This window comes from Oceanobacillus sp. GQ8 (assembly GCF_059758495.1).
Window position 1 is genome coordinate 293,798 of record NZ_JCAXEV010000004.1, and the last position, 13,285, is coordinate 307,082.

At 39.8% G+C, this 13,285-nt stretch carries 9 protein-coding genes and 1 tRNA gene; 1 reads left to right on the forward strand and 9 read right to left on the reverse strand.

The genetic code is table 11. From position 1 onward, the window contains the following. Nucleotides 1-32: 32 nt before the first annotated feature. From murG to AC6CHS_RS13980, 9 genes are all read right to left on the reverse strand, one after another. On the reverse strand, nucleotides 33-1,106 hold the full coding sequence (gene murG / locus AC6CHS_RS13940) for an undecaprenyldiphospho-muramoylpentapeptide beta-N-acetylglucosaminyltransferase (protein ID WP_498236977.1): 1,074 nt from the start codon (nucleotides 1,104-1,106) through the stop codon (nucleotides 33-35). Nucleotides 1,107-1,291: 185 nt separating this feature from the next. Further along, nucleotides 1,292-2,476 (reverse strand): NupC/NupG family nucleoside CNT transporter, encoded by a 1,185-nt coding sequence (locus AC6CHS_RS13945; protein ID WP_106896219.1) that lies wholly within the window; start codon nucleotides 2,474-2,476, stop codon nucleotides 1,292-1,294. Between the two features lie 251 nt (nucleotides 2,477-2,727). After that, entirely contained in the window at nucleotides 2,728-4,032 is a 1,305-nt protein-coding gene (odhB, locus tag AC6CHS_RS13950; RefSeq protein WP_498236978.1) for a 2-oxoglutarate dehydrogenase complex dihydrolipoyllysine-residue succinyltransferase, read from the reverse strand. Continuing rightward, entirely contained in the window at nucleotides 4,019-6,886 is a 2,868-nt protein-coding gene (locus AC6CHS_RS13955; RefSeq protein WP_498236979.1) for a 2-oxoglutarate dehydrogenase E1 component, read from the reverse strand. Before AC6CHS_RS13955 ends, odhB begins: the two co-directional genes overlap by 14 nt. A 433-nt stretch (nucleotides 6,887-7,319) precedes the next feature. After that, nucleotides 7,320-7,793, reverse strand: coding sequence for a tRNA (uridine(34)/cytosine(34)/5-carboxymethylaminomethyluridine(34)-2'-O)-methyltransferase TrmL (trmL, locus tag AC6CHS_RS13960; protein WP_058950763.1), 474 nt, complete (start codon nucleotides 7,791-7,793; stop codon nucleotides 7,320-7,322). Between the two features lie 68 nt (nucleotides 7,794-7,861). Beyond that, a complete protein-coding gene (locus tag AC6CHS_RS13965) occupies nucleotides 7,862-8,710 on the reverse strand; it encodes an amidase domain-containing protein (protein ID WP_498236981.1) in 849 nt (282 codons plus the stop codon). Nucleotides 8,711-8,777: 67 nt separating this feature from the next. Then, the gene (queG, locus tag AC6CHS_RS13970) at nucleotides 8,778-9,926 is read right to left on the reverse strand and encodes a tRNA epoxyqueuosine(34) reductase QueG (RefSeq protein WP_498236983.1); all 1,149 of its coding nucleotides are present in this window, start codon (nucleotides 9,924-9,926) and stop codon (nucleotides 8,778-8,780) included. A 16-nt stretch (nucleotides 9,927-9,942) separates the two neighbouring features. Then, nucleotides 9,943-11,646 (reverse strand): ABC-ATPase domain-containing protein, encoded by a 1,704-nt coding sequence (locus tag AC6CHS_RS13975; protein ID WP_498236985.1) that lies wholly within the window; start codon nucleotides 11,644-11,646, stop codon nucleotides 9,943-9,945. A 144-nt stretch (nucleotides 11,647-11,790) separates the two neighbouring features. Continuing rightward, nucleotides 11,791-11,864, reverse strand: a tRNA-Gly gene (locus AC6CHS_RS13980). Between the two features lie 435 nt (nucleotides 11,865-12,299). Between AC6CHS_RS13980 and dat the strand changes: the two genes are divergently transcribed. Further along, entirely contained in the window at nucleotides 12,300-13,172 is an 873-nt protein-coding gene (gene dat / locus AC6CHS_RS13985; RefSeq protein WP_498236986.1) for a D-amino-acid transaminase, read from the forward strand. Nucleotides 13,173-13,285: the final 113 nt, after the last annotated feature.

Consider the following 13,285-nt stretch of genomic DNA (forward strand, 5'->3'; position numbering starts at 1 on the left):
CGTTGGCTTTTTCATACTATACTACAGTACATTTATTTTCTTTGCACTTCATCGATAATTTCTATTACTCGGTCTTTTGCCTTTTCACTTTTATACTCCTTCATGGTATCTGTCATAATTGAGGAATATTCTTTTAATTGGTTTAGTTCATGAACTAACGTTGCATTTGTCAGATTCTCTTCTTCTAACACTCTTGCATAGCGCTTTTTAACAAAGGATTGGGCATTAATAATCTGGTCGCCCCTACTTGCCTCTTTTGATAATGGGATTAGCAGCATTGGAATTCGTAATGCGAGGAATTCAAAGATAGCATTTGAACCTGCACGTGAAAGAACGTAATCAGTTGCTGCGAAAACATCTTTCAATTCTTCATTAACATATTCAAATTGAGCGTATCCTTTTCTCTTATAGGCAGGATCTACCTTGTCTTTTCCACAAATATGAATAATGTGGAAGGTTTCAAGTAAGTGATCGAGCGAATTCCTAATTGTTTCATTTATTTTCTGCGCGCCACCACTGCCCCCCATGATAAGTAGAACAGGTTTAGCTGATGATAGGCCTGCAAATGCCAGTCCTGCTTCCTTTTTTCCTTCAAATAATTCATCACGAATGACCGCACCAACATACTCAGCCTTTTCTTTTGGTAAGTATTCCATTGTCTCTGGAAAAGTTGCCAATACCTTACGGGCAAAAGGAATCGCGATTTTATTCGCAAGGCCTGGTGTGTAATCAGATTCGTGAATAACGACTGGGATCCTTCTCATTTTTGCTGCTAAGACTACAGGTACGGAAACAAAACCACCTTTTGAAAAAATAATTGACGGTTTTCGTTTTTTCATGATGCGCGCTGCCTGTGCAACACCTTTCAGTACTTTGAACGGGTCTTTTATGTTCTCTTTGGAAATGTATCTTCTAAGCTTACCTGTGGAAATCGGATGGTAACTGACCCCATCGAGCTGCGTTATTAGATTGCGTTCTATACCATCATTTGAGCCAATATAATCAATGTCATACCCTTTTTCCTGATAATAAGGGATCAAGGCTAGGTTGACGATCACATGCCCTGCAGTACCTCCACCAGTAAATAGGATTCGTTTGTTTTTCATGCTTTGTTCTCCTTTATGTTCATAAATCTTCTTAAGATTTTGTACAGTCTCTACTATGGTATTAAAAACCGGGGCAAAATGAAAGTAAAAAAAGGCATCCATTTGAAATTAAATGGACGCCTGTCTTATTTTAGGATGTTTTTGCGCTTCATAAAATAATTTGCATACCGTCACAAAAATACATCTTATAGGAATAGCCCTACTACTGTTGCGGATAGGATGGATGCGAGTGTTGCTCCGATGAGTAGTTTCAATCCAAACCCTGATACGCTTACTGCCTTTTCACTGTCAATTCCTTTTACGGTACCTGCGATGATTCCGATGGAGGAAAAGTTAGCAAAGCTAGTTAGGAATACAGATACAATTCCGACTGTTTTCTCTGACATTTCAGCAATCATTGGTTGGAATTCAAGCATGGCAACAAATTCGTTTGTCACAATCTTTGTACCCATTACGGAACCTGCTCTAAGTACTTCATCCGGAGAAATTCCCATAAGTATCCCGATTGGATAAAGAACGTAACCAAGTAATTCCTGTAATGTTAAACCTGAAAAACTAATAATCCAGTTAACCAATTCAAGTGATGCGATGAATGCAATAAGCATTGCTGCAACGATAAGGGCAATTTTACCACCTTCTAGTGCACCATTTCCCATTGCTTCAAAGATACTTTTATCATTTGTAACATTTTTCACATCAACTTTGTCCTCTTCCTTTGGCACTTTTACAGGTGCAATAATGGATGCAAGCATGAGCGCACTAAACATATTAAGAGGAAGTGCGACTAAAACATACTCTGGTGGGAGCATTTGCAAGTATGCGCCAACGATAGAGGCAGAAACAGAACCCATAGCTGATGCACTCACGATATAAAGACGATTTGCAGTCAGGTGATGGAATTGTGAGCGGATAGCGATTAATGCCTCCGATTGACCGAAAAAGATACTATTTACGGCATTAAATGATTCGACACGGGGAAGACCTGTTATCTTTGAGATTAACCCGCCAAAGTATTTAATGATTGGTGGTAGAATTCGCAAATAAGTTAGAACAGATAATATGGTCGCAAAGAAGATAATAAGTAACAGGACATTAAAGAAGAATACGCTTCCTCCTTCTTCGACCATTAAGCCGCCTACGACAAAATTAACTCCCTTTGTACCAAATTCAATTAGTTTGTTAAATCCTGCTGCAATTCCATTGATAATGGCTTGTCCAATATTGGTACTAAACATAAACCAGGTTGTCAATAGTTGCAAGAGCAACATTATTCCAATGCCTTTATAATTAATATTTTTCTTATCGTTAGACATTAAAAATGCCAAACCAAGCACAACGATTATTGCTAAAACCCCTAAAATAATTCCCACGTTTTTTACCCTTCCTTTCTAAATGTAACTGTTTTCATTTCCCTTATTACAATGGATATTGTACCAAGACGTCAGACGTCAATCAACTGATTATATTTTCTGTTAATTTCGCTTATCTTACTTAATCATTCCCTAAATGCCAGCGAATTAACAATTTTTCTTGCCTAATAGAGAAAACCTTATTTAAATCTTTCTACTATCACATAAAAAAAAACCCGCCAGCTAAGCTGACGGGTTTGCCTATTAAACAATTAACCTTCTAGTAATAGATCATATGGATCTTCTAGTAATTCTTTCACACGTACCAGGAATTGAACAGCTTCTTTACCGTCCACAATTCTGTGATCGTAAGATAGAGCCAAGTACATCATTGGTCGAACTTCGATTGAATCATCAGGCATGACCATAGCTCGCTTCTGAATGTTATGCATACCAAGAATCCCAACCTGTGGTGCATTAAGAATAGGGGTAGAAAGCATGGAACCGAATGTACCTCCATTTGTTATCGTGAAGGAACCACCTTGCAAGTCTTCCATCGCAAGTTTTTTGTCGCGTGCTTTTTTACCAAGATTACCAATTTCTTTTTCTACTCCGGCAAAATCAAGACGGTCTGCATCACGTACAACCGGAACAACAAGTCCGTCATCTGTGGATACCGCAATACCAATATCATAGAATTTCTTTAAGACTAATTCATTGCCTTGAATCTCAGCGTTTAATAATGGGAATTCTTTTAGTGCCCCTACTACTGCTTTTGTAAAGAAGGACATAAAGCCTAATTTTACGCCGTGTTTTTCAATAAATTTCTCTTTTCGATCACTGCGTAGCTTCATAACATTTGTTAGATCTACTTCATTGAAAGTTGTTAGCATCGCAGCTTCATGCTGTACCTCAACTAGACGCTTTGCAATGGTTTGACGACGACGTGACATTTTCACTCGTTCTACTGGTTTATCAAACTCGGTTTTTTGTGAGGTTGCTTCTTTCTTTTCTGTTTTCTTTTCTTCCTTCTTACTTGAACCTTTGGCAGCAGCCTCGACATCTTCAGGACGTACACGACCAAGCGGATCTCTAGGGCTGACTTCACTTAAATCAATATTCAATTCACGAGCTCGTTTTCTAGCTGCTGGTGAAGCGATAACATCGCCGTTTTTGCTTTTAGTGGACGAAGAATCCTTTTTCTCGCTCTTAGAAGGTTCTTCTTTTTCTGAATCACTTTCCTTTTTCGAGTCACTTTCTTTATTAGGGGATTCCTTCTTTTCCTCTTTTGAAGCTTCTTCCGTTTTTGGTTCTTCCTCTTCTTGATCCCCGCCAGCTTCGCCGTTCTCATCCACCTTGGCAATAACATCCCCGACTTCTACATCATCGCCCTCTTCTCTAAGGATTTCCGTTATGACACCTGCATAATCTGCATTTACTTCCACATTTACTTTGTCTGTTTCTAGTTCAACTACAGGGTCGCCTTTTTCAATCTTGTCACCTTTTTTTACTAACCATTCAGCGATTGTACCTTCTGTAATTGATTCAGCAAGTTCTGGTATTTTAATTTCTTTCATTGGAATCTCCTCCTTTAGACGGGTTGATTGCTTTTTGTACAAGTTGTTTTTGTTCTGCTTTGTGGACGTTTGGTACCCCTACTGCAGGAGCAGCCCGATGCGGCCGACCAATATAGCGTAATTCTTGCCCTTTTTTCAGTAAATCTCTTAGATAGTCATCAACGTAATCCCAGGCACCCATGTTCATCGGTTCTTCCTGGACCCATACGATTTCTTCAAGATTCGGTAATTCTACTAGTTTCTTTTCCAATTCTTCTTTAGGGAATGGATAGATCTGCTCTAAACGAAGAACATTTAGCCAATCAAAGGATTCCTCTGCATTGTCCATTGCCTCTTCTATATCTACCATTATCTTCCCTGATCCGATTAGTAGTCGCTTCGTCTTTTTCTTACTAAGCGTAAGATTAGGTTGCTGTCGTAATGGCTCAAACTTACCATCTGTAAATTCCTTCGGCTCAGCAGAAACACGTTGATTACGTAGCAAACTTTTTGGCGTCATGAGTATTAAAGGTCTTGCTTCTTCACGACCGCGCATTGCCGCCTGTCTACGAAGCAAATGGAAAAATTGCGCCGACGAGGTAACATTTGCCACAATCCAGTTATTCTCTCCTGCCATTTGCAAGAAACGTTCAAGTCTTGCACTGGAATGTTCTGGCCCCTGACCTTCATAACCATGTGGCAATAACATTACCATATTCGATTTTTCTCCCCATTTTGCTCGTGCAGCAGAAATAAATTGATCAAAAATAACTTGCGCAGCATTAGCAAAATCTCCAAACTGAGCTTCCCAGATTACCAGCGTATTTGGTGATTGAACACTATAACCATACTCAAAACCGAGTACACCAGCTTCTGACAATGGGCTATTACGAATGTCAAATGACGCATTAGCTACTTCAAGTCCATGCATTGGGCTATACTTCTCATCAGTCTCTACATCATGGAGAACAACATGTCGATGCGCGAATGTTCCACGTTCGGAATCCTGTCCAGTTAGCCTTATTGGGATGCCGTCGCGAAGTATTGAAGCATAAGTCAGAGCTTCACCTGTTCCCCAATCTGCTTTACCGCCTTCTTCCATAGCTTTACCACGACGGTCTAGAATTTTTTCGAGTTTCTTGAAACCATTGAAACCTTCTGGCCGTTTCAATAACCCTTTATTCAAACTTTGTAGAACTTCAAGCTCTACCGCAGTTTCAAATGTTTCTAAAGTATTCTCCAACGCTTTTGGCATGCATTTTACTTCTGCCTTACCGGTTTTATTTTCTTTCATACCGTCGTAGATTTCTTTGAGATGCGCTTCTACATTCTCTAGCATACTCTTAAAGGTTTTTTCTTCTATTACACCTTTCTCTTTTAACACCTCTGCAAATACATTCGCAGCTGTCGGATGTTGGTCGATATCCTGATACAGCCCTGGTTGGGTTGTTCTCGGCTCATCCATTTCATTATGACCGTATCTGCGGTAGCCGACCAAATCAATGAGAAAGTCCTTATTGAATTTCTTGCGGTATTCGTATGCAATTTTAATTGCTGACACACATGCTATTGGGTCATCTGCATTCACATGAATGATCGGTATTTCAAACCCTTTAGCTAAGTCACTTGCATAACGTGTGGACCGTCCATCATCCTGATTTGTCGTATACCCAACTAAGTTATTAGCGATGATATGCAAGCTACCACCTGTGGCATAACCAGGAAGCCCACTAAGGTTCAAAGTTTCAGCAACTACACCTTCCCCAATAAATGCAGCATCCCCATGAATTAATACTGGAATCGCTTTATTTAAATCTCTCTCCGGGTATCCGGCTTTAGAGCGATCATCCTGTGCAGCACGGGCAAAGCCTTCCACTACTGGATTAACAAATTCAAGATGTGACGGGTTATGTGCAAGTGTTATTCGGGTTGCTGTTTCTTCACCCTTTTTTACTTCTTTCTTTGCACCAAAATGGTATTTAACATCACCTGTCCAGCCATAGTTAATTCCCATGGAGCCTTCAGATGGAACTAATTCCTTGTCTGGTGAATGATGGAACTCGGAGAAAATTTTATCAAACGGTTTGCCTAGCACATGAGCCAACACAGAAAGTCGACCCCTGTGAGCCATTCCCATCATAATATTTTCAACTTTATCTTCGGTTGCATATTTTACAATCTGATCAAGCATTGGCACCATTGCTTCCAATCCTTCGATAGAGAAGCGCTTTTGACCAACAAACGTTTTTTGTAGGAATCCTTCAAATCCTTCAACATCCACTAAGCGTCCAAGTAACTGCTTTTTGTCTTCATCAGAAAGATCAAGCCGTGCCTTACCTGTCTCAATTAGATCAAGTAACCACGCGCGCTCAGCTTCGTTATTAATATGATCATATTCAAATGTGATCGTTCCAGAATAGTATTTTTTAAGTTCATGAAGGACATCAAGGCCGTTTTCAACGTGATTCGGTGCCTTTTCCCATAACCAGCTAGCTGGCATTTGTTTTAGATCCTCTTCACTTAATCCATAAGTGTCAGGCTGTACTAAATTTGAATTTCGCTTTTTGTGTAAACCTACCGGATAAATATCCGCTTCTAGATGACCGAAACGGCGAATAGCCTCAACAAGTTTCATAGCTGAGGTTAGTTTTTTTACATCGTGCATGGAACCTTGAGAACCTGTTGGCAGGTCTGTTGCTCCTGCATTGTTTGATATCCAATTTGGCTTTCCATACTGATCGAACATTTCCTTTATGGAATGATCGACTGCATCTGGATCTGTTTTATACAGATCATATTGTTCTTCTACATACCCCATATTTGGACCATGAAATTCTGCCCAGAATCTTTGATTAGATTCTTCCGTCTGTGCCACGTTTTTATACCCCCATTAGAAGTTAACATTACTCGTAATGTAAACGGTTTTCTAACACTCACTCTATTATAGAACTGTTAAATGACTTTCATCAACTAATATACCCTATTTTATATACTGAAACAATATAATGTTCCAACCTTTACTATTATTAAAATCTTCCGTCTATTTAGAGCTTGAAAAGCCATGTCTTTTCTAAAAATCTGAAAGCAAATTACTTGCATTAGTTCACATTATAATCATAATTCGTTATAATAGGGACATAATCAAAAAGACGCTCTTTTTACCTACATAAGGAGGCATAACAATGAAGCTTGCACTTTTAATTGGCGTTATCTTAACATTTATGACATCAATGTTCACATCTGGATACGAATCAAAACCAGCCGTACCAAAAAAAGATCAGTAAAAAACCGCCAATATGGCGGTTTTTTTATGTGAGATCTGGAAAACCTTGTTGACGTAAAGCCTCATAAACGATGATAGCAGCAGTATTAGATAAATTTAATGAACGAACCTTGTCATTCATATGAATGCGTAGACATCTATCTTCTTTGCCTTCAAGCAATTCGTGTGGAATGCCATTCGTTTCTCTTCCAAATACAAAAAATAAATCATCTTTGTCATTACTGTAATCATAATCTGTGTAATGCTTTGTACCAAAATTTTCTATATAGTAGTAGGAACCTTTAGGATGCTTTTCATATAGTTCCTCTATGCTAGCATGTTCTTGAACATCCACATCTTTCCAGTAATCCAGCCCTGCTCTTCGTAACATTTTATCCTCTGTACTAAAGCCTAGTGGGTGAATAAGATGCAATGTTGCTCCAGTTGCCAAGCAAGTTCTCGCTATGTTTCCAGTGTTTGCAGGAATCTCTGGCTGAAATAAAACGACATGTATACTCACTGATCTAATCTCCTTGTTCGATAATCAACTGCCCCTCGTCTGGGAGTAGCTTATTTATTATAGCATTACTACGAACCAATGCGAAAAAATTTATACTGTATATCAGGCGTCCAAGCTGTAGAATCTTCGTAAGACCAGTACCGGTTTCGACTGTTGTCTGTATGTGCGTTAACAAGTGGCATTCCTGCTGCGTCTTTTGCTACCACAATTGTATTATGGTCCCATCTGCCATTCCCCTGAAAGTCATAACAAATGATATCTCCAGGCGCCAATTCTTCTGCAGAGCTAACTTCTTTTCCTTGCAGGCCATCCGTCGATCCACTTAAATACCATCTCATTGAATGAGCTACGGCCCAACTAAAACTCCAGCTATCCTGGTTATACCACCAGCCTCGTTCTCTGACTGGTGCTCCACGCATGGGAGCTCCACCAGCTAATAGGCACTGTGATATATAATTTGTGCAATCCACCTCAAATTTACGAAAATTGGGATTATAACTGTTCCACCATCGCTCAGCGTATTGAACAGCCGCCAGTCGATCATAAGTAAAACGCATTCGTTCTTGGTTTGACGTACGATTCGCATTCGGAGAAATCGATAAAGGTGGCTTTACCTTTGGTGAGCCGCCCCTCTTATGTTCCACAATAGAGCCTTTTTCCATTTTAAAGGTATATGGAATTACCTCCTCTTCCAAATATAGCTTATCTTTCTGCTTCGTAAGATAAGAAAAGTGAAGTCGGTACTCATACATTGTGTCGCTATCGTACCGAAACTTTCGGAATAAATGTCCCTTCCCTTCCACACGTACGATCTTTGCGCCTCGTTTTTCACAACACGCTTTCTTCCTTTCCCACCAGCTTTCTTCCACACGTTCTTCCTGTAAAAAATCCAACCAATATGCTTTTAATTTCTCCATAAAAAATCCCCTCCACCATTACTATATGGGGAGGGGACTTGTCAAAAACCACAATAATAATGAACAATTATGTCTTGGCTTGATACACCTCTTGAAATGCCATGCCTTTTTCCATCTCAACCTGCACCTGTTCATCCTGCTCTGTTTCCATTGCTTCTCTTATTGCCATATATGCTTCTTCTGTTCCAATTTTCCCTAGAGACCATGCAGCCGTTCCTCTGATCACAGGTCTAGGGTCAGTGCGCATGACCTTGATGATGTCCTCTACAGCTGTTTTGTCTTTGTAATGTCCTAGTGCTATCAATGCGTTGCGCTGGATAGGCTTTTTACCTCGCCAAGAACCAGAAATATGGCCAAAGGTTTCTTTGAATTCTCGATTAGAGATACGCAACATTGGTTTTAACACCGGCTTCGATACGTCATGCTCTGGCTCAAATTCAGGATGAATATGAAAGTCTATCTTTTGATTTTTAGGACAGACAACCTGACATGTATCACAACCGTATACTCGATTACCAATTTTAGTACGGAACTCATCGGGCAGAAAATCCTTTGTTTGTGTTAAAAATGCAATACAACGCTGTGCGTTTAATTGGCCGCCCTGTACGATGGCACCAGTTGGGCAAGCATCAATACATTTCGTACATTCCCCACAACTGTCATCAACTGGATCATCTGGCACAAATGGAATATTGGTAATCATTTCACCCAAATAAACGTATGAACCAAATTCAGGTGTGATGATGGAAGTGTTTTTTCCACTGAAGCCAATGCCGGCACGTTCTGCTACAGCACGATCTGAAAGTTCCCCTGTATCAACCATTAACCGGTTAGCCACATCTGGAACCTGTTCTTTAATAAACGCTGCCAGCTTTTCTAAGCGGTCACGCATGACAACATGATAATCCGTTCCCCAAGAAGCTCTGGCAAAAAGGCCACGCCTCTCTTCCTTTGTACTCTTTGGAGCACCTTTCATACGCGATGGATATGCAAGTGCTATCGAAATGATTGACTTTGCTTCAGGCAATAATCTTTCAGGCTCAGTTCGTTCCTCAACGGTTCCTTTTTCAAAGCCTGATTGGTAGGATAACTCCTGCTGTCTGCGCAATCTTTCTTTTAATTCTCCAAACACATCGGCAGAGGCAAAGCCAATTTTATCAATACCTATTTTCTTACTGTAAGCAATAATATCTTTTTTAAGCTGCGCTGTATCCATTGGCTCCGCCTCCTTTCTAATTGTGTTTCACAGCCGCTGTGCGTAAACGGTTGATCACTGCAGCTATTTCGTACTTTCTTGGTCTCGCAATATCCCCTGGATGCTGATTCTTAAATGGGCTGAATGCCGCGATTCCTTTTTGATTCAACTGATCATCAATATATTGCACAACTTCCTTTAACGACTTATTGCCCAATACATTTCTTTGATCAAGATACAGAATAATATCTGCAATCAGTCTCGTTTGGGATTGATCCACCAACTGTTCCGTGTCAGCAAATTGTATATCATTATATCCCATCAATATAGTGGAAAGTCCTTTTGCTTGTACCTTAGCACGTTTCCCCTTTTGAGTCTGTAATGATTGGGGCATAAAATAGCGTTCCGTTACATTTCCAAAGTTCTCCGTAACATCCAAATCTCGTTCAAGCGGCGAATTATTCATTATTTGCTTTGCTCTTTCTGTTACATCTTCAGGCCGGTATGATTCCAGCATAATCACCTTGTCGGCTACTGCAAAGTAATCACCTGATCCACCCATAACCAATATAGTAGATACGCCTAGTTGTTCATCCATTTGCTTAATTTTATCAATAAATGGCGTAATAGGTTCTTGATCTTTTTTTACTAACCTTTGCATGCGGTGATCCCGAATCATAAAATTAGTGGCACTCGTATCTTCATCGATTAGTAATGTCGTAGCACCAACTTCAAGTGCCTCCATCACGTTTGCAGCTTGTGAGGTACTTCCACTGGCATTTTCGGTGGAAAAGAACGTTGTTAGCTGTTTATGTGGCAAATTATTAATGAATGGAGATATATTAACCCCCGTTACTTTCCTGCCATCCTCTGCTCTAATTTTCACGGCATCCGGATTTGTTAGGACATATTCTCTTCCATCACCCTTTGAATGATAATATACACCACGCTCAATTGCTTGAAGCATTGTGCTCTTACCGTGATAGCCGCCGCCCACAATTAATGTGATACCTTTTTCTATTGCCATCCCACGGATTGGTTCTTCCCTATGTGGGATAGAAATCTTCACCTCAGATTGTGCGGGGCTTTGAAAAGGAACTGCTTGCTTCATAGGCCGATTGCTAATGCCACTCTCTCTAGGTAAAATCGAGCCATTTGCTAGGAAAGCAATCCAGTTATGCTGCCGCATTTGTTCACGAATTGCTTCCTGTTGGTCTGCAAGTTCTATAGCTTCGGTAATCACTTTATCGGTAATAGTAAAAACCGAATTTCTAACAAGCTCAGGGATAGCCTTCGTAAATAACTTTTCTGCCTCTCTCCCATTAATCCTTCTGCCATTTGCAGGAAGTCCGACCGATAGACAGATGGTGATTGTATCTGAAGTAAGTTGTACAGCACTTCTCTCCAATACCTCCTGACCAGGTCGGTCAAAGAAAATATTACCGCTTTTCCCTGAGCCTTTAATTGAAATCTCATTCTTACTTACTGCTTTTCCGACACTACGTGCAATCGCATCCTCTGCCGCTATTTTTCTAGAAGCTGTTTGCAGCCATTCTTGATTAATTCCCCGCTTTTGCTTTGGAATCATAATTCGCAGCCGAGACGGAGATGCAAATGGGTCTCCTTGTACATAATCAAGAAACAGGTCAAAGTCTGGAAAACTATATTTCCCTTGTAAATCTTTGTATGCTTTATATCCTTTATTATCAATCCGTTTTAATTGTTGAATTAAATCCTTCATATATCAATCCCTCAATTTCTCAATAGTTGCCTTAAGGATACTATGGGGGAACCCCTGATTCAAGTGAGGGGATAAGTTTTAGACAAATGAAAAACGCAACACCCCGTAAGTTAGATTACGAAACACTGCGTTAAGACATATGTATGGAGCGGGTGAAGGGAATCGAACCCTCATCATCAGCTTGGAAGGCTGAGGTTTTACCACTAAACTACACCCGCATGAAATATAAGATTATTATTTTATAATAGTACACGTTCTATAAGTCAGACTGCCTCTACATCTTCTAGCTTACTCATAGTTGCTTGTGCTTCGAGGCAACTCGTTGGTTACTCGGCGGAAGCTTCGCTCGTCACTAAACTACACCCGCATGAGATTGTTAGATTATTTTATTCTCAAATCAACGATTACGTTGTTTTTTTGAATGCATTATTGATTATAGCAAGGCTTTTAAGAGAATGCAAGAGAAAATTTTACTTTTTTCGACAGAATACTAGAAAACCCCTAATAACAACGCAGTTAAAGCAACTCTTCAAAGCTGTTTTACCTTTTTTTATTTGACTAAATATATCCATAATAAATTTTTTTGAAATTCCAATTTACATCTATTCGGAGAAGTTATAGAATAGGCATAAGATTTAGGGAGGGGAAATCGCATGGCTGTTTATCCAATTATTATGACACAATCAAGCTTCACTCACCGAGATAACTTGAAATATCCTTATGAAGAACGCGGGCTTCAATTTGGCGATGGCATTTATGAAGTGATTCGCATTTATAATGGAGAATACTATTTACTTAAAGAGCATGTGGATCGATTATTTCGTTCGGCAGCTGCGGTGAAAATTAATCTTGCCGTTACAAAGGAAGAAATGACTCAATTACTATTACAACTACTGGAAAGAAATAAGATGAATAAAGACGGCAAGGTTTACTTACAGGTTACACGTGGTTCGGCTCCAAGAGACCATGTTTTTCCTGAGGGGATCCCGGCAAATGTATATGCATATGTGCAGGATCTACCACGCAACACAGAAAAGATGGACGCTGGCGTTGCAACAATTACCCAGCGGGATGTTCGTTGGGAGAACTGCTATATAAAAAGCTTGAACCTCCTACCTAACGTACTTGCAAAACAAGAAGCAAAGGAAAATGGCTGCTACGAAGCAATCCTACATAAAAATGGATTGGTAACAGAGTGTAGCTCTTCCAATGTATACTTAGTAAAAGACGGGAAAATTTACACCCACCCAGCTACAAATAATATCTTGCACGGATGTGTCCGTATGCGTGTTGAAAAGTTTGCTAATGATTTGGAGATACCATTCATTGAAGAAAGCTTTACTGTGGACGATATCGCGACAGCTGATGAAATACTGTTATCGAGCAGTACATCGGAAGTTATGCCCATTATTTCAGTGGACGATAAGCAAATTGCTGATGGCAAGCCAGGTAAGATAACAAAGCAGCTTCAACAAGCTTACGTTGCAGATGCCAATATAGTTGAACCTGATAAAGTAAGTAATTAATCTTAAAAGATCTAAAAATGCCGAGCGTATTTAAACTCTAGCCACCGACAAGGCTTCGAGTAAACGCTCGGCATTTTACTTATAGCTTCTAAATTTCAAACTAAAAAACTTGC

Excerpts from the sequence above, each read along its gene's own strand:
- murG (WP_498236977.1), bottom strand. The coding sequence starts at position 1,106 with ATGAAAAACAAACGAATCCTATTTACTGGTGGAGGTACTGCAGGGCAT.
- odhB (WP_498236978.1), bottom strand. The coding sequence starts at position 4,032 with ATGAAAGAAATTAAAATACCAGAACTTGCTGAATCAATTACAGAAGGT.
- AC6CHS_RS13965 (WP_498236981.1), bottom strand. The coding sequence starts at position 8,710 with ATGGAGAAATTAAAAGCATATTGGTTGGATTTTTTACAGGAAGAACGT.
- queG (WP_498236983.1), bottom strand. The coding sequence starts at position 9,926 with ATGGATACAGCGCAGCTTAAAAAAGATATTATTGCTTACAGTAAGAAA.
- AC6CHS_RS13975 (WP_498236985.1), bottom strand. The coding sequence starts at position 11,646 with ATGAAGGATTTAATTCAACAATTAAAACGGATTGATAATAAAGGATAT.
- dat (WP_498236986.1), top strand. The coding sequence starts at position 12,300 with ATGGCTGTTTATCCAATTATTATGACACAATCAAGCTTCACTCACCGA.